Annotated in this window: 21 protein-coding genes and 1 pseudogene; 10 read left to right on the top strand and 12 right to left on the bottom strand. The window is 62.3% G+C overall.

The genetic code is table 11. From position 1 onward, the window contains the following. The first annotated feature begins 15 nt into the window (after positions 1-15). Positions 16-807: a DNA-formamidopyrimidine glycosylase family protein gene (locus R4P65_RS02995; RefSeq protein ID WP_317825378.1), complete on the top strand. Its 792-nt coding sequence runs from the start codon at positions 16-18 to the stop codon at positions 805-807. Here the strand turns inward: R4P65_RS02995 and R4P65_RS02990 are convergent. Next, a complete protein-coding gene (locus R4P65_RS02990) occupies positions 794-1,363 on the bottom strand; it encodes a TetR/AcrR family transcriptional regulator (protein ID WP_230812462.1) in 570 nt (189 codons plus the stop codon). The genes R4P65_RS02995 and R4P65_RS02990 overlap by 14 nt on opposite strands. 88 nt (positions 1,364-1,451) lie before the next feature. Here R4P65_RS02990 and R4P65_RS02985 point away from each other — a divergent pair, with 88 nt between their 5' ends. The 3 genes and pseudogenes from R4P65_RS02985 (at position 1,452) to R4P65_RS02975 (ending at position 4,003) form a co-directional block, all read left to right on the top strand. Next, complete coding sequence (locus R4P65_RS02985; RefSeq protein ID WP_317825377.1) at positions 1,452-2,393, top strand: oxygenase MpaB family protein; 942 nt, start codon at positions 1,452-1,454, stop codon at positions 2,391-2,393. Between the two features lie 17 nt (positions 2,394-2,410). Further along, positions 2,411-2,947 carry a hypothetical protein gene (locus tag R4P65_RS02980; protein WP_317825376.1) on the top strand — a complete coding sequence of 179 codons (537 nt, stop codon included), beginning with the start codon at positions 2,411-2,413 and terminating at the stop codon, positions 2,945-2,947. Between the two features lie 101 nt (positions 2,948-3,048). After that, a pseudogene (locus tag R4P65_RS02975) lies at positions 3,049-4,003 on the top strand (aldo/keto reductase). Here R4P65_RS02975 and R4P65_RS02970 read toward each other — a convergent pair. Then, positions 3,885-4,628 (bottom strand): 3-hydroxybutyrate dehydrogenase, encoded by a 744-nt coding sequence (locus R4P65_RS02970; protein ID WP_317825375.1) that lies wholly within the window; start codon positions 4,626-4,628, stop codon positions 3,885-3,887. The pseudogene R4P65_RS02975 and the gene R4P65_RS02970 sit on opposite strands and share 119 nt — an antisense overlap. After that, positions 4,625-6,001 (bottom strand): MFS transporter, encoded by a 1,377-nt coding sequence (locus tag R4P65_RS02965; protein WP_317825374.1) that lies wholly within the window; start codon positions 5,999-6,001, stop codon positions 4,625-4,627. Before R4P65_RS02965 ends, R4P65_RS02970 begins: the two co-directional genes overlap by 4 nt. A 153-nt stretch (positions 6,002-6,154) precedes the next feature. Here R4P65_RS02965 and R4P65_RS02960 point away from each other — a divergent pair, with 153 nt between their 5' ends. After that, positions 6,155-7,102: a LysR family transcriptional regulator gene (locus R4P65_RS02960; RefSeq protein ID WP_317825373.1), complete on the top strand. Its 948-nt coding sequence runs from the start codon at positions 6,155-6,157 to the stop codon at positions 7,100-7,102. On the opposite strand, the gene R4P65_RS02955 is transcribed toward R4P65_RS02960, so the two are convergent. The 3 genes from R4P65_RS02955 to R4P65_RS02945 form a co-directional block, all read right to left on the bottom strand. After that, complete coding sequence (locus R4P65_RS02955; protein ID WP_095969034.1) at positions 7,071-7,787, bottom strand: GAF and ANTAR domain-containing protein; 717 nt, start codon at positions 7,785-7,787, stop codon at positions 7,071-7,073. The two genes, R4P65_RS02960 and R4P65_RS02955, sit on opposite strands and share 32 nt — an antisense overlap. Before the next feature lie 50 nt (positions 7,788-7,837). Continuing rightward, on the bottom strand, positions 7,838-8,380 hold the full coding sequence (locus tag R4P65_RS02950) for a hypothetical protein (RefSeq protein WP_095969033.1): 543 nt from the start codon (positions 8,378-8,380) through the stop codon (positions 7,838-7,840). 100 nt (positions 8,381-8,480) lie between these two features. After that, positions 8,481-10,223 (bottom strand): glycerol-3-phosphate dehydrogenase/oxidase, encoded by a 1,743-nt coding sequence (locus R4P65_RS02945; protein WP_003940825.1) that lies wholly within the window; start codon positions 10,221-10,223, stop codon positions 8,481-8,483. Positions 10,224-10,331: 108 nt separating this feature from the next. On the opposite strand from R4P65_RS02945, the gene glpK reads away from it, so the two are divergent. Together glpK and R4P65_RS02935 are read left to right on the top strand one after the other, a co-directional pair. Beyond that, positions 10,332-11,822, top strand: coding sequence for a glycerol kinase GlpK (gene glpK / locus R4P65_RS02940; protein WP_317825372.1), 1,491 nt, complete (start codon positions 10,332-10,334; stop codon positions 11,820-11,822). A 171-nt stretch (positions 11,823-11,993) separates the two neighbouring features. Further along, a complete protein-coding gene (locus tag R4P65_RS02935) occupies positions 11,994-13,409 on the top strand; it encodes an MFS transporter (RefSeq protein WP_317825371.1) in 1,416 nt (471 codons plus the stop codon). Here R4P65_RS02935 and R4P65_RS02930 read toward each other — a convergent pair. Continuing rightward, the gene (locus R4P65_RS02930; RefSeq protein ID WP_317825370.1) at positions 13,406-14,302 is read right to left on the bottom strand and encodes a LysR substrate-binding domain-containing protein; all 897 of its coding nucleotides are present in this window, start codon (positions 14,300-14,302) and stop codon (positions 13,406-13,408) included. The genes R4P65_RS02935 and R4P65_RS02930 overlap by 4 nt on opposite strands. 84 nt (positions 14,303-14,386) lie before the next feature. Here R4P65_RS02930 and R4P65_RS02925 point away from each other — a divergent pair, with 84 nt between their 5' ends. Together R4P65_RS02925 and R4P65_RS02920 are read left to right on the top strand one after the other, a co-directional pair. Beyond that, the gene (locus R4P65_RS02925; protein WP_317825369.1) at positions 14,387-15,301 is read left to right on the top strand and encodes a CoA transferase subunit A; all 915 of its coding nucleotides are present in this window, start codon (positions 14,387-14,389) and stop codon (positions 15,299-15,301) included. Continuing rightward, the gene (locus R4P65_RS02920; RefSeq protein WP_317825368.1) at positions 15,298-16,083 is read left to right on the top strand and encodes a CoA-transferase subunit beta; all 786 of its coding nucleotides are present in this window, start codon (positions 15,298-15,300) and stop codon (positions 16,081-16,083) included. The genes R4P65_RS02925 and R4P65_RS02920 overlap by 4 nt, the downstream gene beginning before the upstream one ends. Here the strand turns inward: R4P65_RS02920 and R4P65_RS02915 are convergent. Both R4P65_RS02915 and R4P65_RS02910 read right to left on the bottom strand, forming a co-directional pair. Continuing rightward, a complete protein-coding gene (locus R4P65_RS02915) occupies positions 16,064-17,245 on the bottom strand; it encodes a PLP-dependent aminotransferase family protein (RefSeq protein WP_317825367.1) in 1,182 nt (393 codons plus the stop codon). The genes R4P65_RS02920 and R4P65_RS02915 overlap by 20 nt on opposite strands. Before the next feature lie 180 nt (positions 17,246-17,425). Further along, complete coding sequence (locus tag R4P65_RS02910) at positions 17,426-18,829, bottom strand: NAD(P)H-quinone dehydrogenase (protein ID WP_230812434.1); 1,404 nt, start codon at positions 18,827-18,829, stop codon at positions 17,426-17,428. A 154-nt stretch (positions 18,830-18,983) separates the two neighbouring features. On the opposite strand from R4P65_RS02910, the gene R4P65_RS02905 reads away from it, so the two are divergent. Continuing rightward, entirely contained in the window at positions 18,984-19,454 is a 471-nt protein-coding gene (locus R4P65_RS02905) for a gamma-glutamylcyclotransferase (RefSeq protein WP_230812432.1), read from the top strand. A 13-nt stretch (positions 19,455-19,467) separates the two neighbouring features. Here the strand turns inward: R4P65_RS02905 and R4P65_RS02900 are convergent, their stop codons facing one another. Genes R4P65_RS02900 through R4P65_RS02890 form a run of 3 tightly spaced genes read right to left on the bottom strand, consistent with a single transcriptional unit; the run spans position 19,468 to position 22,904 of the window. Next, positions 19,468-20,544, bottom strand: coding sequence for a hypothetical protein (locus tag R4P65_RS02900; protein WP_230812430.1), 1,077 nt, complete (start codon positions 20,542-20,544; stop codon positions 19,468-19,470). Between the two features lie 54 nt (positions 20,545-20,598). Next, positions 20,599-21,747: a M20 family metallopeptidase gene (locus tag R4P65_RS02895; RefSeq protein ID WP_317825366.1), complete on the bottom strand. Its 1,149-nt coding sequence runs from the start codon at positions 21,745-21,747 to the stop codon at positions 20,599-20,601. After that, positions 21,744-22,904: a M20 family metallopeptidase gene (locus R4P65_RS02890; protein WP_317825365.1), complete on the bottom strand. Its 1,161-nt coding sequence runs from the start codon at positions 22,902-22,904 to the stop codon at positions 21,744-21,746. Before R4P65_RS02890 ends, R4P65_RS02895 begins: the two co-directional genes overlap by 4 nt. Position 22,905: the final 1 nt, after the last annotated feature.

Here is a 22,905-nt window from a genome sequence, read left to right as displayed (position 1 = left end):
GCTGGAGCGACGACAATGCCTGAGGGCGATACCGTGTGGCGGGCCGCCAACGAACTGCGAGCGGCCCTAGCCGAGAAGTTACTCACCACCTGCGACGTCCGCGTTCCTCGTTATGCCACCGTTGATCTGTCGGGCCATCGCGTGGATTCCGTCGCCAGTCGCGGAAAACATCTCCTGATCCGAGTGGGCGAGGCGTCCATTCACACGCACCTGAAAATGGAAGGTCAGTGGCAGATTTATCGCCCCGGCGAGCGCTGGCGCAGACCCGCCCATCAAGCACGCATCATCTTGGCCACCGAAGACTCTGTAGCAGTGGGCTTTTCACTGGGAATTACCGAGATCCTCGAACTCGGGCAGGAACAGGAGGCCGTCGGGCATCTCGGACCGGACCTGCTCGGCCCCGACTGGGACAGTTCCTTGGCCGTCGAGAATCTTCGCGCTGCCGACTCCGAGCCGATCGGAATCGCGCTCCTGGATCAGCGAGTGATGGCCGGACTGGGCAACGTGTACCGCAACGAGATCTGCTTCCTACGAGGCATTCACCCGAAAACGCCGACTCACCTCGCCGGAAATCTCGACGCGATAGTGGACTTGTCGTTCCGCACAATCAACGTCAACAAGTCGCGTCGCATCAGGGTCACCACCGGCGACACTCGTCCAGGTAGGCAGACATGGGTATACGGCAGACGCGGAAAACCGTGCCGCCGATGCGGAACCCGCATCAGAGAAGACACCCTCGGACCGGATCAGCTCACCGAGCGAAATATCTTCTTCTGCCCGGCCTGCCAGCCGTTCACGCCTGATTAGCGTTGATCAAAAGCCTGACGCAGTGGCGGACAAATCGCTCGCGGTCCACGACGATCGTGCCGTCCAGGTAACCGATGAACAGCGTGAACAACGCCCCGACCAGTCCGACGGCCACCAATTGCTTGTCCACCGGATCAGCGATCTCGGACAACTGGTCGTACACCAGATCCACGAACGCCGGCATCGATTCGATACCGCGTCCACTCAAGACGGGTTCCGAGAGCGGAGCGATCAGGAGTACTCGCCCCATCGCCGGATCGTCGACCATGAGCTTGACGAAAGCGTCGACCGCAGCCGTGGCGACGGCCTCGGATGTCGTCTCCGACTCCACTGCCGTGGCAAGCGCCGACTGCGCGCGCTCGGCAACGAATGTGTGGACCGCGACGACGTACTGATCGCGATCGGTGAAGCTCTCGTAGAAATACCGCTCGGTCAGACCGGCGGCCTTGCAGACCGCACGCACGTTGACGGCCGGACCGTCGACCGCACCGAGCAGTGTCACTCCGACGTCGAACAACGTCGCCTTCCGAGTGGCCCTGCGCTCTTCGATGCTCACAACTTCCCCACTTCGCCGATACTTTGCTCTTCGATGCAACCGGTACTCGATCCTTGACTACCGCTGTTGTCGATCCTAATCTGACAACATGCGTAGTCAACTTGATGACAGCAGCACCCCGGTTCCCCTCGGTCCGGATTCCCTGACCTGGAAGTATTTCGGCGACTGGCGCGGGATGTTGCAAGGTGTCTGGGCCGGTTCGATGCAGAACATGCATCCAGGGCTCGGCGCCGGCGTCGAGCAGCACTCGCAGTTCTTCGACGAGCGCTGGGAACGGCTGTACCGCTCGCTGTATCCCATTGCAGGCGTGGTCTTCGACGGCGATCGCGCGCAGCAGACAGCCGAAGAAGTCCGCGGATATCACACGCGAATCAAGGGCATCGACAAGTTGGGGCGCCGATACCACGCCCTCGATCCCGACACCTTCTACTGGGCGCATGCAACGTTTTTCATGGGCACCATCGTCACGGCCGAGAACTTCTCCGGCGGCTTGACCGAGGCTCAGAAACGACAGCTCTTCACCGAACACATTCAGTGGTATCGCCTGTACGGGATGAGCATGCGCCCGGTTCCCGAGACCTGGGAAGCATTTCAGGAGTACTGGGACCACATGTGCCGCAACGTACTCGAAGACAACAAGGCAACCCGCGACGTCCTCGACCTGTCCGGCCTCGGAAAGCCCCCGTACATGACCTGGCTTCCCGATCCGTTGTGGCGACTCGCGCGGATTCCCCTCGCACGCGGATTCGTGTGGCTGACGGTGGGCATGTACGACCAACCTGTTCGCGACCTTCTCGGTTACCCGTGGAGTAGCCGAGATCAGAGAATTCACACCACTGTCGGCCGAAGCGTCAACGCTATCTTCCGCCTGGTGCCGTGGCGATACCGGTATCAGCCACGTGCTCGCGCGGGATGGGACCGAGCGAACGGCCGAATCCCCGCCGACGCACCACTGGTCCACACACCGGCGCGCAACCTCCCCCCGCTCGAGCAGCGAGATAACCCGATGCACTACAGCCCCAGGGTCTGATCTGCCATGCTCTGAACATGGAGTGGGACCTGCGAACCCTGCTGAACCGGCCGATCACCTCTCACGGTGCGCCGCTGGGACAAGAACGTGTCGCGGCGAGGACCACCGCGTATATATACGGCAACATTCTTGTCCTCGCCGCACTCATACCGGTGACGAAATCTCAGGAACCGCTTGGCGCCGCGATTGTGGTCGGCACGGCATTGTCGACATACATCGCCCACACCTTCGCCGAGGGCGTCGGCGAGAGTATTCGCAACGATCGCCGACTGACGACCGCGGAGAGAATCGACTCGCTTCGCGATTCCGTCCCGATCCTCACCTCTGCGGTTGTTCCTGTCGTCATTCTCGCGACGGCGTGGTTCAACTTCCTGGAACCACGGACGGCGCAGTTGATCGCGGAAATCGTCTTGATCCTGCGGATCGGGTCCACCAGTTACGTGATCAGCCGACTTCACGGCGAGAAAGTCAGTACGAACACCCATCTGGCAGCGTTCGGCCTCGCCGCCGTCGCCACCCTCATAGTCGGCTTGAAGATAGTGCTCACTCATTGACGAGCCTCCCAACCGCAAATTCCCTGGCCTGAAGAGGTACTGCCGTTACCCGACTGAGCAGTCACTCCCGTGGCACCCGGTCCGTCGCTACCGTGGACGACATGAGCATTCCGAGTCTGACACTGAACACCGGTCTCGACATTCCGGCGTTGGGCTTCGGCGTCTACCAGACGCCGCCGGACGAACCAGTCGCCGCCATCGGGTCCGCACTGTCGACGGGGTATCGCCATATCGACACGGCTGCGGCCTACGGCAACGAGAAGGGCGTCGGTGAGGCGATCCGGCCTCGATCGCGGCGAGGTCTTCGTCGAAACGAAAGTTTGGATCACCGACTACGGGTACGACGAGACTCTCCACGCCTTCGACAAGAGCGCTGGCAAACTCGGTGTCGAACAACTCGACCTCCTCAGCCTCCACCAGGCGTTGACGAGCGAGTTCGAGCGCACGATCGACGCGTACAAGGCGCTGGAAAGGCTTCTGGCCGACGGAAAGGTCTGCGCCATCGGAGTCAGTGACTTCATGCCGGATCACCTCACCCGACTCCTGGACGCAACGTCCGTGGTGCCGGCGGTCAACCAGATCGAGGTCCATCCGTACTTCAGGCAGTTGACTTTGCTCGAGGCCGACGCCGATCACGGAATCCTGTCTCAGGCATGGTCACCGATCGGCGGAATCACGTTCTACCGCGACGGCTCCCACGGCTCGACCCTCGGGGACGCCACCATCGGCGCCATCGCGTCCGCTCACGCCGAGACGCCTGCACAGGTGATGCTGCGCTGGCACCTCCAGCAGAGCCGCCAAGTGATCCCCACGTCGGTGACACCCTCGCGCATCGCGGCGAACTTCGATGTGTTCGACTTCGAACTCACCGCCGAAGAACTCTCCGCAATCGACGCACTCGACACCGGTGTTCGCGGCGGTCCCGAACCTGAGTGGTTTAACTGGCGCTCCACCCACCGTCGATGGTGTACGACGCCCCCGTCACCATCGACGCCTCGGTCGATGCCAGCCAGCCCACCAGCGATGCCACTTCTGCCGGCTCGACCATCCGTTTGATTGCGCTCTCGGTAAGCATCACCTTCTCGACAACCTCGGATTCACTGATGCCGTGAACCTTTGCCTGGTCTGCAATCTGGGACTGCACGAGGGGCGTCAAGACGTAGCCCGGATTGACGCAGTTGCTGGTGACGCCGTGTGGGGCGCCCTCAAGCGCAACAACTTTCGACAACCCTTCGAGTCCGTGCTTTGCCGTGACGTACGCACTCTTGAATGCCGAAGCGCGGAGCCCGTGGACCGAGGAAATGTTCACGATGCGCCCAAATCCTTTGTGATACATGTACGGCAGGGCCGCTCTGGCAAGGAGGAACGGCGCTTCGACCATGAGACGCTGAATCTTCCGGAAGTCCTCGACATCGAAATCCTCGATGGGACTGACCCGTTGAATGCCGGCGTTGTTGACAAGGATGTCCGTCTCGAGCGCCAGATCCACGAGTTGGTCGGTGTCGAGGAGATCGACGGCCCACGCAGTGCCGTCGATCTCGTCGGCCAGCGTCTTCGCGGCGACATCGTCGAGATCAGCGACGGTGACGTGGGCGCCGCGGGCGACAAGGAGTCGAGCACACGCCTCGCCGATACCGCTGGCACCACCGGTGACCAGTGCCGTTTTGCCGGAGAGCGTCATGCGGAAACACCGGCCCGCTCGTCGGCGAGCACTCGTGCGTCGGCAGCATCGACGGACTCGAGCGAGATTCCCTTGGTCTCCCGCGCGAAAACGACTGCGACGATGGTGACCAGGGATGCCAGCAGGAGATAGATCGCGATGGGGACCGAGGAGTCGAACTTGCTCAGCAGTCCGGTCGCGATGATCGGAGCCAGTGAACCTGCCACGATCGACGTGACCTGATATCCCAGGGAGACACCGGAATAGCGCATCCGGGTCGGGAACATCTCGGCCATGATCGCGGGTTGGCCGGCGTACATGAACGCGTGGAACACAAGCCCGATGATGATTGCCGACAAGATGACTGCATTGTGCCCGCTGTTCATCATCGGAAAGGCGAAGAATCCCCACGTTCCGGCGGTGACGGCGCCGATCATGTACACCGGGCGTCGACCGATCGTGTCGGACAGCTTGCCTACCAACGGGATCACCGCGAAGTGCACGGCGTGTGCCGTCAGCATCCACCAGAGAATGTGCGCCGTGTCCGCATGGACCACCACCTTGAGGTAGGTAATCGAGAAGGTCACCACGAGGTAGTACATGACGTTCTCGGCGAAACGCAGGCCCATAGCGGTCAACACTCCACGTGGGTAGCGCTTGACCACCTCGAAAACACTGTACGAGGTTGCCTTGACCAGTTCTGCTTCCTTCTGTGCCGCAATGAAAATGGGAGCGTCGGTCACCTTGGTCCGAACGTAGTACCCGACCAGAACGATGACCGCGGAGAGCCAGAAAGCCACGCGCCAACCCCAACTCATGAACGATTCGTCCGAGAGCGTCGACGTCAGGATCAACAGCACAACCGTCGCGACCAGGTTGCCCATCGGCACGCCGGCCTGAGGCCAGGACGACCAGAACCCGCGGGATCGATTCGGGCTGTGCTCGGCGACAAGGAGTACCGCCCCACCCCATTCACCACCGACTGCAAATCCTTGGATGAAGCGCAGCGTGACCAGCAGTGCCGGTGCCCAGTAGCCGATCTGACCGTAGGTCGGTAGGCAGCCCATCAGGAAGGTCGCGGCACCGACCAGCAGCAAGCTGAACTGCAACAACTGCTTCCGGCCGAACTTGTCTCCGAAATATCCGAAGACGATTCCGCCGAGTGGCCGGGCGGCGAATCCGACGGCGTAGGTGATGAAAGCCGCGATGATCGCATCCAGCTCGTTGCCGCCGCCGGGAAAGAAGACCTTGCTGAAGACCAGCGTGGCCGCCGTGCCGTACAGAAAGAACTCGTACCACTCGACCACGGTGCCCGCCATCGAGGCGCCGACCACCTTCTTCAGCCCCGATGGCGGGGCTTGGCTCTCGGGCTTCGGCATGTTGTCGACGCTCATCGTGGACTCCCTCGTCTTCAGTTCGCGATTCGCCTGCTCTTCACGATCAGGAATGTGACCGCTCGCACATTTTTTGTGACTCGATGAGTATCAGTGCAGATTCTTGGCACGACAATGACAAATCTCGCACCATATGGGTGCAAAAATGCAGATATGACTCTCGGACTGAGCCCGGACGACCTACTGGTACTTCTCGCGGTCGGTCGCACCGGTCGCTTCAACACCGCCGCCGACGACCTGGGCCTCAACCACACCACCATTTCGCGCCGCATTTCCTCGCTCGAGAAGAGCCTCGGCGGCCGTGTGCTGGTTCGCTCGTCCGGCGGTTGGGAGTTGACCGACCTGGGCAGACAAGCCCTCAGCGCAGCCGAGCGCATCGAGGCCGCGGTGAACGAACTGGCGCTCGACTCCACCGGTCAGCAGCAACTCGACGGCGTCGTGCGAGTCTCGGCGACCGACGGATTCAGCGCCTACATCGCGGCGCCCGCCGGCGCAGCGGTTCGCAGACGCCATCCCCGCGTCAGCGTCGAGATTGTTGTCGCAACCAGAAAGGCGTCGCAGATACGCTCGGGGCTCGACATCGAGGTTGTTGTCGGCAAACCTCAAGTTCACCGCGCCGAAGCCGTCCATCTGGCCGACTACGCGCTGGGTTTGTACGCCTCCCGAGAGTATCTACGTCAGAATGCTGTCCCCGAAAGTGCCGAAGATCTGGCCGAACACTCGCTCGTGTATTTCATCGACTCGATGCTGCAGGTCGACGAACTCGATCTGGCTCGCAAGCTAACAGTTTCCATGCGCGAGGCCGTCACGTCCACCAACGTGTTCGTCCACATCGAGGCAACGCGCGCGGGTGCCGGCATCGGCCTGCTCCCCTGTTTCATGGCCGAGCAGCACGACGATCTGATTCGCGTGCTGCCGGCTCACATCGAAGTCAGACTTTCGTACTGGCTGGTGGCCCGTTCGGAATCCTTGCGACGCCCGGAAGTCGCAGCGGTGGTGACGGAACTTCGAGAGACGGTGGATCGCAAGCGATCTCAACTCCTCGGCTCTCCCAGCACGAACGAAGCGCTCAGTCCAGAGTCGAACGATGTTGGACGATGACCTTACGCGCCAACTCGGCGATCTTGACGTTCATGTTCTGCGAGGTTCGCACCAGAATGTCGAAGGCCTCGTCGTCGGACACACGATGCAATGCCATCAGCAGACCGACGGCCTGACCGATTTCACGACTGCTCGCCAGGCCGCGCCGCAGCGAGTCGGCGTCCTCTCCGCGGTTCAGCGCGGTGACGGCCACGGACGCAAACGACGCCAACATGATCGCGTGGTCGGCAACGGTTTCGGTGAAAGCACCCGGAGTATCCGAGAAGAGGTTGAGGGCACCGAACTTCTGACGATCGACCATCAGTCGGAACCCCATCGAGCCGCGAATGGGTGTCTCTGCCACTACCTTCCGGGCGAATTCCGGCCACTGATTCGGAGTGCGAAGGTCCGACTCGAGCTGCGGTGCCTCCGTGTCGAGAGCGTCGATGCATGGCCCCTCACCCGTGGCCCGCTCGAGATCGTCTGCGTACTCGGCAATCTCGTCGCTGGCAGCCACCGTGACGTTGGTGTTTCCCCGTCGCAGCATCAGACTTGCGTGGTCGCAACCGGGGATCAACTCGACGGCTGCCGAACAAATCGCGGAGTACACCTCGGCGCTGTCTGCCGCGGAATAGAGGATCTCCGCCAACGCCGCGAACACTGCCTTGGGATCTGTCAGTGCTTGGTCGCGCTCAGCCATCTCCATACACCTCGGGGTCTACCGTTCATCGAATTCTTCATCGAACGGTACAAACCTTACTTACTCGAGCGGATGGGGTCGCCGCCGCTCGCCGATTGCCGCCCGTCTGCCCCCTGAAATGCCTCGGTGGCTGCGCGGTGATGCAGACCCGTCACGGTTCTGATCTGCTTGGACACCAGGTCGTTGAGCTCGCGGTACTGCTCCTCCGTCTCCCCGGCCGGAATGTCTCTCAGAACCTCCCACATCGCACTCTTGCCGCACAGCGCGGTCCGCATGATCTCGAGAGTCGCCAGCTTCACGAGGCGATTACGCCAGATGGCGTCGACGTGAACGAGGCGTCGGATCCGATTGACCGTCGCATCGATCTTGGAGTACCGCGGCAGCGATATGCCCTGCGTGTCCTCGATCAGCTGAAGCAGTTGTTCGATCTCGTACTCGAGCTCACCTGGCAGCGAATCCAACTCGCCTTCAGCCCAGGCACCGTACGAGTCCGAGAGTGACCGCGAGAGTTGCAGCCCTACCATCGCTCCGCACAGGTGAGTGACCAGATAAGCGGTGGCTATGTGTTCCTCAGCAGACCGCGACCGACTACCGAACATTGGGATCCTCCTGGGCGACGCTCGACCGGTCTGTGCTGACACGGGTGGTGATTCGTCATCCGGCCTACCCACGACAGAGCGAGAGCAAACGACGGGCGACTCAGACCCGATCCGGCACCACGACAACGGGCTCGAGAATCTCGGCCCGCGACTCCGGCGCTGCGGCGCGCAAGGCATCGGCCGACTCGTCGTCCGGCTGGGTCTGTGACTCGATCTCCGCTTCGACACGTGCTCGGTAGGTGTCGACTTCACGCTCGACGGTGGCGGCATCCCAACCGAGAATCGGTGCGACCAATCCGGCGACCTGCTGCGCGCAGTTGACCCCGCGATGCGGATACTCGATAGCGATGCGCATGCGGCGAGCCAGGATGTCGTCGAGGTGTAGGGCGCCCTCGGCCGCAGCCGCGTACACAGCTTCGACCTGGAGATAATCGGGCGCATCCGTGATGGGCTGCAACAACTCCGGCGTCTGGCGGCCGAGTTCGAGGACCTCGGTGATCAACGAACCGTAACGGTCGAGCAGGTGCTTGACTCGATACGGATGCAAGCCGTACTGCTCACCCAGTTGCACGGTCTGGTTGATCAACGCGAAGTAGCCGTCGGCACCGACGAGCGGCACCTTCTCCGTGATCGACGACGCCACGCGCGCAGGAATGTCTTCTGCAGCCACGTCGACGGCGTCTTCCGCCATGACCCGATACGTCGTGTACTTTCCGCCGGCGATGGCGACCAGACCGGGAGCGACCCGGGCGACGGCGTGCTCGCGCGAGAGCTTCGACGTCTCGTCGCTCTCACCGGCAAGCAGCGGACGCAGACCGGCGTACACACCGTCGATGTCGGCGTGCGTCAGCGGTGTGACCAGCACGGAGTTCACGTGACCGAGGATGTAGTCGATATCGGCCTTGGTTGCCGCGGGGTGCGCAAGATCTAGGTTCCAGTCGGTGTCGGTGGTACCGATAATCCAGTGACTGCCCCACGGAATGACGAACAGCACCGACTTTTCGGTGCGCAGAATGATGGCAGCTTCACTGACGATGCGATCGCGCGGGACGACGATGTGTACACCCTTCGACGCTCGCACCCGGAACCGTCCGCGCTGACGTGAGAGCGCCTGGATTTCGTCCGTCCAGACACCGGTCGCGTTGATGACGACGTGACCCTTGACCTCGGCGGTGCGACCGTCTTCGCAGTCGCGAACACGAACTCCCGAGACCCGGTCCGCCTCGCGCAGAAAGCCCACGACCTGCGTCGACGTTCGCACAACTGCGCCGTAATGTGCAGCGGTGCGTGCGACGGTCATGGTATGCCGAGCATCGTCGACGACGGTGTCGTAGTACTGGATGCCACCGGTCAGCGAACTGCGCTTGAGGCTCGGCGACATGCGCAGCGCGCCCGCCCGGGTCAGGTGCTTCTGGGAGGGGACCGACTTTGCGCCCCCCATCCGGTCGTAGAGGAAGATTCCTGCCGCCATGTACGGGCGTTCCCACACTCGGTGAGCCAAGGGGAACAGGAACTTCAGCGGCTTGACCAGGTGCGGCGCCAGCGTGGTCAGCGAGAGTTCGCGCTCACGCAACGCCTCACGAACGAGGCCGAATTCGAGTTGCTCGAGATAGCGGAGGCCGCCGTGGAACATCTTCGACGAGCGACTGGACGTGCCGGATGCGTAGTCACGGGCCTCGACCAACGCAACCTTGAGTCCGCGGGTTGCCGCATCGAGGGCAGCTCCGACACCGACCACACCGCCACCGACCACGACGACGTCGAATTGCTCGGTCTGAAGTTGTTCCCAAGCAGCTTCACGCTGCTGCGGGCCGAGAAACTGCGCACCTTGCTGCTTACTCAACCCGGTCTCCTGTAAGTCGACGACGAATCCGTTTACAGGCTAGTAGCTTGATCCACATACTGCGACAGCGCCCGGATTACTGCGAACGCGCCCGAACCTAGGAGCACAGTGAATCAATACATCGCCGCCATCGACCAAGGCACGACGTCGAGCCGCTGCATGATCTTCGATCACAACGGCGCCGTGGTGAGCGTTGCGCAGAAAGAACACGAGCAGATTTTCCCGCGTGCCGGTTGGGTCGAGCACGATCCGGTGGCGCTGTGGATCAACACTCGGGAGGTGGTTGCCGGCGCTCTCGCGAAGGTCGATCTCACGCGGGCCGACATCGCGGCCGTCGGAATTACGAATCAGCGTGAGACGACCATCGTTTGGGAGCGTTCGACGGGTAAGCCGATCTACAACGCGATCGTGTGGCAGGACACGCGCACGGATCAACTGTGTGTCGAACTGGGCGGCGACGAGGGTCCGGACAAGTATCGAGACAAGACCGGACTACCGCTCTCGACCTACTTCGCCGGGCCGAAGATCCGCTGGATTCTCGACAACGTGGACGGAGCGAGAGCCAAAGCGGAGGCCGGGGAGCTGTGCTTCGGCACTGTCGACACGTGGATCGTGTGGAACTTGACCGAGGGTGTTCACGTGACAGATGTCACCAATGCGTCACGCACGATGTTGATGGATCTGGAGACCCTTCAGTGGGACGAATCGATCTGTGCGGACTTCGGAATCCCGATGTCGATGCTCCCGGAAATCCGTAGTTCTTCCGAGGTGTACGGCACCGGTCGCCCTCGCGGCAATCTCGCCGGAGTACCGGTCGCCGGAATTCTGGGTGACCAACAGGCAGCGACCTTCGGTCAGGCCTGCCTCTCCGAGGGTGAAGCCAAGAACACCTACGGCACCGGCAATTTCATGCTTCTCAATACGGGAACTAAGCCGGTTCACAGCAAGCACGGACTGCTGACCACCGTCTGCTACAAACTCGGCGAAGCCCCCGCCGTCTATGCACTCGAAGGTTCCGTCGCGGTGACGGGATCCTTGGTCCAGTGGCTTCGAGACAATCTCGGAATCATTCAGAACGCCAAGGACATCGAGCCGCTCGCCGCAAGTGTCGACGACAACGGCGGCGCCTACTTCGTACCCGCGTTCTCGGGACTCTTCGCACCCCGGTGGCGACCGGACGCGCGCGGCGTCATCGTCGGCCTGACGCGCTTCGTCAACAAGGGACACCTCGCCCGCGCGGCACTCGAAGCAACGGCATACCAAACCCGCGAGGTCATCGACGCCATGCGAGCGGATTCAGGCGTCGAACTCTCCGCGCTGAAGGTCGACGGCGGCATGGTGGTCAACGAAACCCTGATGCAGTTCCAGTCGGACATCCTCGGAGTTCCCGTCATCCGTCCGGTGGTCAACGAAACGACAGCGCTCGGCGCTGCATATGCAGCGGGCCTCGCCATCGGTTACTGGGCGGACACCGAAGACATCCGAAACAACTGGGCCGTCGGTCAGACTTGGGAACCGGCGATGAACGAGTCCGAGCGAGCACGGCTGTACGCGGAGTGGAACAAGGCCGTCGAGAGGACGTACAACTGGTCGGAGTAGTCACCCCGACCCTTCCATACCGGAAGAGCTGATCGTGGTCGCCTATTGATACTCCTGAGGTATCAATAGGCGACCAACTTGGTATTGGACGTGACCTACACCACTCTGCGAATCTCATTCAGGCGCGCCACGTTTCGGCGCCGCGAATGATGCAGAGAAAGGTCGCCACGCATGAGTTCACCCACTCGCAGTTCCGAGGAGAGCAACGCCAAAGCACGAAGAGCCGGTATCGCTTCGTTCATCGGAACCACTATCGAGTGGTACGACTTCTACATCTACGGCACCGCGGCTGCCTTGGTCTTCGGCGACATCTTCTTCTCCGACACTCTCCCGAGCGGAGTCGGAACGCTCCTCGCCTTCATCACTCTGTGGGCGGGCTTCCTCGCCCGGCCGATCGGCGGGATCATCTTCGGTCACCTCGGCGACCGGATCGGACGCAAGAACACTCTGGTCATCACCTTGATGATGATGGGCGTCGCCACCGTCGGCATCGGACTCCTCCCCACCTACGCACAGGTAGGGATCTGGGCGCCGATCGGCCTGGTCACCCTTCGCGTCATCCAAGGAGTCGCGGTCGGTGGCGAGTGGGGCGGTGCAGTGCTCATCGCCAGCGAGAACGCGCCGAAGGGCAAGAGCATCCTCTACTCCGCGTTCGCTCAACAGGGCTCACCCGCCGGAAATCTGTTGGCCACCATCGCATTCTTCCTGCTGTCCTCGATGCCGACGCCGTCATTCCTTCTCTACGGCTGGCGAATCCCATTTCTCGTTTCGGCAGGCCTGGTCATTCTCGGGATGATCATTCGCCTCAAACTCGAAGAGTCCGACGAGATGAAAGCCGTTCTCGCCCGCAAGAAGATCGTCAAACTTCCGCTCGCCGAAGTGTTGCGCAAGCATTGGGTACTGGTTCTCCTCGGCGCCGGCGCACTCCCCCTCGCGCAGGTCACCTACTTCAAGAACACCTTCGCATTGTCCTGGGCCACGAAAGAACTCGGATACGACCGAGGAACCTTCCTCGCCGCCATCGCGATCGCGCTTGTCGTACAGTTCATCGTCCAACCGTTCGGCGCCGTCCTGGTCTCCAAGATCGACATGCGAAAAGCCATGTGTCTGATGGTGATACCGGAATTCGTTCTCATGCCCGCGATGTTCTTCGCCATCAGAACCGGGAACTTCACCATCGCAGTAGTCGCGATGTGTCTCGCCACGATCCCGCACTCGATGTTCTACGGCGCGATAGCCGGCGTTCTCGCTCGGGCCTTCCCCGCCAACATCCGTTACACCGGCCTGTCGACGGCGTACCAACTGTGTTCCCTCATCGTCGGCGGCGGAACTCCGGTACTGGCGCAATGGATGCTCAACACGTCCGGCAACATCGTCGGGGTCGCGATCGTGTCGGGGCTGTACGCACTTGTCTCGCTGATCTGCACCCTTCTCCTGCTCCGCCGAACCGGGTACAACGCAAGCGAACTCTCGACGGCCGAGCAGGCGGATTACGACGAACTCGAACTCGAGAACACCCTTGCCGGAAGCGCTAACTCGCCTAAGTCCGAAGCCGGTGAAATTACTTCAGGTCGGGCAACCGTCTAAGCCAGCGACGGCAGAGCCTGCTCGGACAATTTCAACACTTCGAGAAGAGCAGGTCTGTCGTCTCCCTCTCGCCAGGCGATACGAAGTTGAAGAGGAGGAGGTGGATCCATGACGGGAACAAAGACCACATCCGGGTTCACGATGCTCTGGGCTACCGAGGAGATGGTCAACGAGCATCCGATTTCCGCGGACACCAGCGCGATCAACGACATCGAATCCGGTGCCGTCTGCACGATTCGGGCGAGGAACCCTGCGTTCTTCGACGCAGTGAGCAGAGATTCCCTCAGAATCGACCCTGGTTCAGCCGGAAGCGTCACCCAATTCTCGGACTCCAATTCGATCAACCGAACCGAGTCCCTCAACGCCAACGGGTGGTCTTTCGACATGGCAACCAGAAAGTCCTCCTCGGCGATCAACCTCGACGTGATCCCGAGCGGCGGAACGGTCCACCGCACCATCCCGATGTCGAGTCGTCGATCGAGCAGCATCAACAACGCCTCGTTCGCGAAAGCGGAACTGTCGAGGACGAATTCGATACCAGGATTCGTCTTTCTCACCAATTTCGCCCACCGCCCGACGAGCAGATGCGACGAGGTTCCCGCAAAACCCAGGCGAACGCGACCTGTCGTTCCCTTGCCTGCCGCGGACACCGCGATCTCGGCCATCCGGCACGCGTCCAGTATCTCGCGCGCCGGCAGCAGCAGCGCTTCGCCGGCAGCAGTCAACCGCACGGTTCGAGTACTTCGATCGAACAACGGCGAACCGAGCTGTTTCTCGAATTGCCTGATCGTTCGACTCAGTGGCGGCTGCGCAATCCGAAGCCTCTGCGCCGCACGGCCGAAATGTAGCTCCTCAGCCACCGCGAGAAATGCGTTGATCTGATGAATTTCCACCCGACATTGTTGCGCCATGCCGGCCGACCCTGTCAAGTTTCCGAAACCGACCGAGTGCGCGAGAACGCAAGAAGAGGTACACACGTGGACAAGACCCTCTCGATGAAAGAGGCCATCGGTCGATACGTCGGAGACGGCATGACTGTTGCACTGGAAGGATTTTCGCATCTCATTCCGTTTGCCGCGGCACACGAGATCATCCGGCAGGGCAGAAAGGACCTCACGCTGTGCCGGATGACGCCGGACATCGTTTCCGATCAGCTCGTCGCCGCCGGCTGCGTCCGAAAGCTGGTTGCATCGTTCTTCGCCAGCGGGTCCGCGGGCTCTCTGTACGAGTTACGCAGACGCATCGAGAAACAGGACCCGCTCCCCCTCGAAGTCGAGGAATACAGCCACTACGGCATGGTCTGCCGGTATCAGGCTGGAGCCGCCAGGCTTCCCTTCTTTCCGCTACGGTCGTACGCCGGGAGTGATCTGCCCGCGCTCAACCCACAACTGAGACTCGTCGACGACCCGTACGGCGGCGGGAGCGTCTACGTTGTGCCGCCACTGAATCCGGATGTGACGATCATCGGTGCACAGCGAGCGGACGCGTCCGGGAACGCACAGATCTGGGGCATCGCCGGGGTGCAGCAAGAAGCCGTGTACGCCGCGAAGAAGGCGATCGTCATTGTCGAAGAACTGGTCGACGACGAGGTCATCAGGTCCGACCCCAGCCGAACTCTGATTCCCTCGCACGCAGTCGACGCGGTTGTCGTCTGCCCACGCGGCGCGCACCCGTCGTACGCACAGGGATACTACGACCGCGATTGCGGCTTCTACCGACGCTGGACCGAAATTTCCAAAGATCCTTCACGGCTGAGAGATTGGCTCGACGATTGGGTGTACGCACTCGACAGTCACAGCGAGTATCTCGCCCAACTCGGAGCAGACTACTGGACCGATCTCGAGGTCGGATCAAAACTCTCCACACCAGTCGACTACGGGAGCAGACTATGACCACCACGATCGACATCGGTCCGACCACCTCTACCGAAACCATCGTCGCCGTCGCGGCACGCGAATTGGCGGGTAAACGCCGAGTCTTTGCCGGAGTTGGGCTACCCACGCTCGCAGTCGATCTCGCGAGGCACACGTCGAATCCGTATGTCGAGCTGATCTACGAGTCCGGGGTGTGCGGCGCGCACCCGTCAGCCATGGCCGAGGGTATCGCCGACTCCGTGGTTGTCTCCGGTGCCGAATCCGTGCTGAGCATGGCCGCGCTCTTCGGCTATGTCCTGCAAGGTGGCAACGTCGACGTCGGATTTCTGGGGGCCGCTCAAATCGATCGAACGGGCAGCCTTAACACGAGTTTCATCGGTGACTGGAAGAACCCGACCGTCAGACTGCCCGGAGCGGGCGGGGCTGTCGAGATCATCGCGAACGCCGCCGAAATCTTCGTCGTAATGCGTCGCCACGACCTCAGTTCGTTTCCTGCCGAGCTCGACTTCTGCACCTCACCAAGCCCCGCCCGCGCCCTCGCCAGCGGAAAGGGCATCATGCCGGCAGGTGCAGGAGTGACCAAGGTTTTCACCAACCTCGGCGTCCTGACACACCAGGGCCCCGGCGGCGAACTGGAGTTGACCAGCGTCCACGAGGGAATCTCTGTCGATCAGGTACGGGAGTCGACGGGATGGGACCTGGCCGTCGCCGACCATGTCACCGTCACCACCCCACCATCGGGCACGGAGATCGATCTGCTCCGCAACACGATCGACAAGGTCAGGCTGTACCTACGCTGACACTGTCCCGGAGCCTGCCTACGGCATCGACCAGCACGGCTTCAGGATACGTCGCGAAACACAGTCGAGCGCTTCGGCTGAGGTCCGCTTCGACTGCGAACGCCGAACCTGGGACAAAAGCGACTCCGTATTTCAGTGCGACCCCCAGGAGTTCGGTGGTATCGACGTCGTCGAGAAAATCCATCCAGCAGAACATGCCGCCGCGGACCTCGGAAAAGCTTGCACGACCACCCAATTCAGTCTCCGCGGCCGTGACCATTGCCTTCGCTCTGGCTCCGTACCCCGCCCGGAGCTTGTCGAGATGCGCGTCGAACCACCCGCGGTCGGAGAAGAGGTCAGCGGCGATCTGCTGAGTGAGCGAAGAACCGCACAGATCAGCACCTTGCTTGATCAGTTCGACGGCCTCGCAGACTCGCCGATCGCCGTGCAGCCAGCCGACGCGTAGCGCCGGCGCCAACACCTTGGAGGCACTGGACAGCCGAATCACCCTGTCCGACAACGCCGCCAGTGGCGCGGGCGGTTGGTCGCCGAAGTACAGCTCGCCGTACGGGTCGTCCTCGAGAACCCAGAATCCGTATCGGTCGGCCAGTGCAGCCAGGTGCGTTCGGCGCTGCACGGAGAGCACCGCGCCGCGCGGGTTGTGAAAATTACTCACGGTGTGAACAACTTTGGGCCGAAGACCGGCATCGAGTTTCACCTCGAGCGCGGCGGTGTCCATCCCGTCCTCGTCCAGCTGGACCGGAACGAGACTGGCCTGCGCCGTCCGAAAGACCTGGAGCGCACCGGGATACGCCGGTTCCTCCACGACCACAACGTCACCGACGTCGAGGAGCACCTGTGCGAGCAAGCTCAAACCTTGCTGAGAACCGTGTGTGATCACAACTTCGGACGCGTCGAGTGATCGCCCGATTTTCGTGGATTCGCGCTCGGCGACCACCTCACGGAGGCGACGCAGGCCGGAGGTCTCGCCGTACTGGACGGACGAAGGGTCACCGAGCGAGTCGTGTGCCGCCTTCGAGATTCGTTCCCGCGGAATGAAATCGGGGTCGGGTAGCCCGCCGGCCAAACTGATGACGTCGGGTCGGGCAGTCAGGGTGAGTAGATCGCGAATTGCAGAACTACGGAGTCCGTCCATACGAGCGGACAGCGCGGCGTGTGTCATGTGAAGCTCCCAGGCACGCAAAGTGTAGGTCAGAGGAAAACACCCTGAGCCGTCCTGGGTCAACGGGGCGGGAGAGCGCCGAGATACCGACCCTTGATTCGGTCGGTATCCCGACTATCTCACCAATACTTCAGTATGTGAAACAGAGTTCCCACATTATAAGAAGACTCTGATCCGTTCTCAGTCCAGGTCGTCGTGACGCATGAGCTGACGAGCAGCCTCGGTGATCGATCCGGTCAGCGACGGGTACACCGAGAACGTCTGCGCCAGGTCGTTGACCGTCAGGTTGTTCTGTACGGCGATCGCGATCGGCAAGATCAGTTCCGAAGCAGTGGGTGCGACCACAACACCGCCGATGACCACGCCGGTAGCCGGACGGCAGAAGATCTTCACGAAACCGCGACGCAAACCGGACATCTTGGCGCGCGGGTTGGTATTGAGCGGCAACATGACGGTGCGAGCAGGCACCTCTCCGTTGTCGATCGCCGCCTGCGAAACACCCACCGTTGCAATTTCGGGGCGCGTGAAGACGGCCGACGCGACAGTCTTCAACTTGATCGGGCTGACGCCTTCACCGAGCGCGTGGTACATCGCGATGCGTCCCTGCATCGCAGCCACCGAGGCGAGCGGAAGCAGTCCGGTGCAGTCACCGGCAGCGTAGATTCCGGAGACCGTGGTGCGCGAAACCCGGTCGACACGCAGGTATCCACCCTTGTCCAACTCGATGCCGACCCGTTCCAGGCCGAGACCGTTGGTGTTGGGGACGGAACCGACGGTCATCAAAGCGTGGCTCCCTTCGACCGTGCGGCCGTCGGAGAGCTTGACGACGATGCCCTTCTCGGTGCGCTCGACGGCGTCCGCGCGGGCGTGCTTGACGAGGGAGACACCGCGCTCGGCGAGGGCGTCCTCGAGTACGAGTGCCGCATCGGCATCCTCGCCGGGCAGAACACGGTCACGACTGGACACGAGAGTGACCTTGACACCCATCTCGGTGTACGCGGAGACGAACTCGGCACCGGTGACACCGGAACCGACCACTACCAGGTGCTCGGGCAGCTCGTCCAAGTCGTAGAGCTGACGCCACGTCATGATTCGCTCACCGTCGGGCTCCGCGCCCGGGATGATGCGGGGGCTGGCGCCGGTGGCGATCAACACGACGTCTGCGTCGATGGTCTTCTGCTCACCGCTTCCGAGCGTCGCGCGAACCTGGTGCGCCGCCATTCCGAGGAGCGGATCGGTCAGTTCGGCGGTACCGGAGAGAACCTCGACGCCGACCGTCTGCAACCGTGCGCGAATGTCCGAGGACTGGGACAACGCGAGACTCTTGACTCGGGAGTGGATCTTCGGCAATGAAACCGAAGCCTGCTCCGGATCCAAGGTGATGCCGAGATCGGATGCACGACGCATGTCGGTGCGGATTCCGGTGGACGCGATGAATGTCTTCGACGGAACACAGTCGAACAGCACACATGCACCGCCGACGCCGTCCGAATCGACCAGGGTGACCGTGGCCCCGTGCTGCGCGGCTACCAGTGCCGCCTCGTAGCCGGCGGGTCCGCCACCGATGATCACGATCCGGGTCATGTGTCCTCCAAGTCCTCGCGTGGCCGGCAGGGGTCTCCCGTCGACCAGTGTCACGCTATTCGAGCACCACGTGTCGCGCAGTGCTTGTACCAGATTACTTGCGTCCGGTGGTCCGCTTCGCCACACCCTCGGACCACGGTTTAGGCTTGCGCCCGTGTCGATTTATGCCGCTTACGGTTCCAACATGCATCCCGAGCAGATGTTGTTGCGCTGCCCACACTCGCCCATGTCCGGGACAGGGTGGCTGCGAGGCTGGCGCCTGACCTTCAGCGGCGAGGACATCGGCTGGGAGGGCGCTCTCGCCACCGTGGTCGAAGATCCCGACTCCAGTGTTTTCGTGGTTCTCTACGACGTCCCGGAAGAGGACGAAGTAAGCCTGGACCGCTGGGAAGGCGCCGAACTGGGTCTGCACCGCAAGATCCGAGTGCGGGTCGACACAGCCGGCGATGCAGTCCTCGCGTGGCTCTACGTCATGGACGCGTACGAAGGTGGACTGCCGTCCGCCCGCTACATCGGTGTGATGGCCGACGCCGCCGAAATTGCCGGAGCGCCGGCCGAGTACGTGCGTGAACTGCGGACGCGAAACAGCCGCAATGTGGGTCCGGGTAACGGAGTGACGGACTAGATCGCTGTCCTGCTCAAAGCAGCAGGAAATACGCGAGCACCGCGAGTGCCGCGAGCACGACCACAATCGCGACTCCGACGAGAATGCGCTTCGAACCGCGCGACTCCGATTCGCCTGCGACAACCTCAGTTTCCGGCTCGGCTGTTGCCACCCCGGCTGCGGTTTCAGCCGCCACCTTCTCGCGCCCCAGGGTGTCGAACACCTCGGTCACGTCGTGTGAAGGCGGCAACCCGATCGGCACGATCGTGTGCGACGTCGAGGTGAACCCGGCAGCGAGGATCGCGGCTCCCAGCGCGGCCGACTGTTCGGGTCCGGGTCCGAGTTCACATCTGACACCGAGCTTTTCGGCAATCCCGGCAGCTATGGACATCATGGCTGCCTTGTCCGTCGCCGGTTCTCCGTCACCGGTGACGACTACGGCGTCCAGGTTCTCCGGCATCCAACCGAACGCACCCAAAGCCGTCGCGAGGCGTGAACTCGGCGAACTCCCGTCGCCGGCAAAGCCGAATGCGCGGCCCGCGGCGACACCCGAACGCACCAGCGTGACCGCTGCTCCGGTGTCGTCCACGTGATAGATGCCGATGAGCGTGCCGGCGAGTGCCGCGATTTCCGACTCGAACCACGCCGAAACCGCCTCGGCATCCGAGACGAGTGTGACTCGTTCGAGGCCCGCGTAAACGAGAGAATCCTGCATGAGGGCAGCAGTGGACGAGTCCCAGCGCGACGGGTACGTGGCGACGATGTCGGGGGCTCCCCCGCTTCGACCACCGCGATCGGGCAGCGGCTCACATTCCTGCAACAGACAGCGAATCGAAGTTGCCACCAAATCCTCGGCGCGGTAACGAGTATCGGCTGTTCCTGCGACGCCACTCGGGTCCCCGACGCGACCGACAAAACCCGACCAGCTCTCGGCGAACTCCCGACCGGCACCCAATTGCTCGGTGCCACCGAGCACCGTCGTTCCGTCCTTGCGTTGATTGAGGATCGTGTCCCGAACCAAGACCACTGGATCGGCCGAACCCGGATCGTTCGACGCAACGACAGCCGTCGACACCAATGTGCCGATTCGCACTCCCACACCTATGGACATGCCCGTACCTTCACTCGAACGAACGAAAAACGGTACCCCCGACGGGAACCGGAACTATCCCAGAACCAGGCTCGTGAGAACCTTCACACCGACGCCGAGTGCACGCTCGTCGAGATCGAAAGTGGGTTGGTGGATATCGAGCTGATCGCCTTCACCCGACCACACGCCGAGCCGCGCCATGGCACCCGGCACGGTTTCGAGGTACCACGAAAAGTCCTCGCCACCACCGGATTGCGGGGTGTCTGCCAAGGCATCTTGTCCGACGGTCGCGATGGCGTCCTCGAACATCCGAGTGGACACCTCGTCGTTGACGACCGGTGGCACTCCGCGACGATAGTTGAGTTGGTAGCGAACGCCGGTGGGTGCGAGCAATCCGTGGACGATTTCTTCCACGAGCGGTTCGAGCAACTCCCACGTATCGTGATCGCCGGTACGTACCGTGCCCGTCATCATGCCCGTCTGCGGAATCGCGTTGGGCGCCTGACCTGCACTGACCGCGCCCCACACCATGACGGTGCCGGTACGCGGATCGATACGACGGCTGAGCATTCCAGGCAGCCCGGTCACGACTGTGCCGAGTGCGTAGATCAGATCCGTGGTCAGGTGCGGCCTCGACGTGTGCCCACCCGGAGAATCGAGGACGACCTCGATCGTGTCTGCAGCAGAGGTGATCGCGCCCAGACGCATGCCGACCTGGCCTGCCTCGAGTCGCGGATCGCAGTGCAGAGCAAAGATTCTGGACACACCGTCGAGCGCGCCGGCCGCGATGACGTCGAGTGCTCCACCAGGCATGACTTCCTCTGCGGGCTGGAAGATCAACCGAACCCCGACGGGAAGTTCGGGCAGCGTGGTCAGAGCCAATCCGGCGCCGAGCAGGATGGTGGTGTGGGCGTCGTGCCCGCATGCATGGGATACACCGGGGACCGTGGACGAATACGTCGCCCCTGTCGCTTCCTGCATCGGCAAAGCGTCCATGTCGGCGCGAAGTGCGATTCGTGGACCTTCCGGTCCGATGTCGCACGTGAGGCCGGTGCCACCGGGAAGGATCTTCGGCGACAGCCCAGCCGCAGTGAGGCGGGTCGCGACGAATTCGGTGGTCGCGTATTCGCGGCGAGCCAACTCCGGGTTGGCATGGATGTGTCGACGCCACGCGACGAGGTCGTCGGTGTGCGCGTGAATCCACGTATCGATTGCCGCGTTCACCGGCGATCTACCCCTTCCAACAGACGGGCGCGTTGTTCTGGATCGGACGCTACCCGGACAGCAGTGCGGGCCAACGCAATTGCACCGTCGACTACCGCTCGATCTGCGGAGGTGGTGATACACGCCGCAGCGAACTCCGGCTGATGTGTCACTGCCCCCGATGAATCCAAGCCTATGACCGGGTGAATTCCCGGAATCACATTGGTCACATTACCCATATCCGTACTACCCAGCGGACGGGAGCGCTCCCATTCCACCGCCAGTGGCACCCGCCCGAGATCGACGATCTGTTCACGGTACGCCGACGCCAGCCACGGATCGGGGGTCAACTCGGTGTAAGTGGGCGATACCGTGCGGATTTCGTGGGTGCATCCGGTGCCGAGTGCGCCCGAGGCGAAGCAGGCGTCGGCACGCTCGGACAGATTGGCCAACGACGCGGCCGTCTCGGCACGCAGGTAGTAGAGCAGTTCGGACCGGGCCGGAACGATGTTGGGAGCCGTGCCGCCGTCACTGACAATTCCGTGAATCTGCTGGCCTGGCTGCAGGTGCTGACGCAACAGTCCGACCGCCACCTGCGCGAGCGTCGCTGCATCAGCGGCATTACGACCGAATTCAGGCGCAGCAGAGGCGTGCGCTTCGCGACCGTGATAGCTGACCGCGATGTCCGCGAGGGCCAGCGAGGTGGCACCGATGATGTCGATCGGTCCTGGATGAACCATCATGGCCGCACCGACGCCGTCGAATGCACCACGCTCGAGCATCAGAACTTTGCCGCCACCGGTTTCCTCCGCCGGAGTACCGATCACTCGGACCGTGATCCCCAATTCATCGGCCACGGTAGCCAACGCGATGCCGGCCCCGACCGCGGCGGCGGCAATGATGTTGTGCCCACAGGCATGACCGATCTCGGGCAGCGCGTCGTACTCGGCGCAGATCGCGATGACCAACTCTCCGCTGCCGTAGGTGGCGTCGAAAGCCGTCGGCAGATCGACGATCCCGCGAGTGACCGCGAAACCGTGCTGCGCCAGCAGGTCCGACACTTTGGCAGCGCTGCGGAACTCTTCGAAGGCGAGTTCCGGATCGCTGTGAATCGAATGCGACAGCGCAATCAGATCGGCCTCTACAGACCTGACTGCACTGTCGACATTCTGATTCACG

The organism is Rhodococcus sp. IEGM 1318, from assembly GCF_033142465.1.
Taxonomy (GTDB): Bacteria; Actinomycetota; Actinomycetes; order Mycobacteriales; family Mycobacteriaceae; genus Rhodococcus_F; species Rhodococcus_F qingshengii_B.
Note: the sequence above shows the minus strand (reverse complement) of the source record. Positions and strands in the feature narration are given on the sequence as shown.

Bases quoted from the DNA above. Each gene is read 5' to 3' on its own strand.
- R4P65_RS02980 (WP_317825376.1), top strand. From the start codon at position 2,411: ATGGAGTGGGACCTGCGAACCCTGCTGAACCGGCCGATCACCTCTCAC.
- R4P65_RS02970 (WP_317825375.1), bottom strand. From the start codon at position 4,628: ATGACGCTCTCCGGCAAAACGGCACTGGTCACCGGTGGTGCCAGCGGT.
- R4P65_RS02915 (WP_317825367.1), bottom strand. From the start codon at position 17,245: ATGACACACGCCGCGCTGTCCGCTCGTATGGACGGACTCCGTAGTTCT.
- R4P65_RS02965 (WP_317825374.1), bottom strand. From the start codon at position 6,001: ATGAGCGTCGACAACATGCCGAAGCCCGAGAGCCAAGCCCCGCCATCG.
- R4P65_RS02950 (WP_095969033.1), bottom strand. From the start codon at position 8,380: ATGTTCGGTAGTCGGTCGCGGTCTGCTGAGGAACACATAGCCACCGCT.
- R4P65_RS02920 (WP_317825368.1), top strand. From the start codon at position 15,298: ATGACCACCACGATCGACATCGGTCCGACCACCTCTACCGAAACCATC.
- R4P65_RS02955 (WP_095969034.1), bottom strand. From the start codon at position 7,787: ATGGAGATGGCTGAGCGCGACCAAGCACTGACAGATCCCAAGGCAGTG.
- R4P65_RS02910 (WP_230812434.1), bottom strand. From the start codon at position 18,829: ATGACCCGGATCGTGATCATCGGTGGCGGACCCGCCGGCTACGAGGCG.
- R4P65_RS02995 (WP_317825378.1), top strand. From the start codon at position 16: ATGCCTGAGGGCGATACCGTGTGGCGGGCCGCCAACGAACTGCGAGCG.
- R4P65_RS02900 (WP_230812430.1), bottom strand. From the start codon at position 20,544: ATGTCCATAGGTGTGGGAGTGCGAATCGGCACATTGGTGTCGACGGCT.
- R4P65_RS02985 (WP_317825377.1), top strand. From the start codon at position 1,452: ATGCGTAGTCAACTTGATGACAGCAGCACCCCGGTTCCCCTCGGTCCG.
- R4P65_RS02960 (WP_317825373.1), top strand. From the start codon at position 6,155: ATGACTCTCGGACTGAGCCCGGACGACCTACTGGTACTTCTCGCGGTC.
- R4P65_RS02935 (WP_317825371.1), top strand. From the start codon at position 11,994: ATGAGTTCACCCACTCGCAGTTCCGAGGAGAGCAACGCCAAAGCACGA.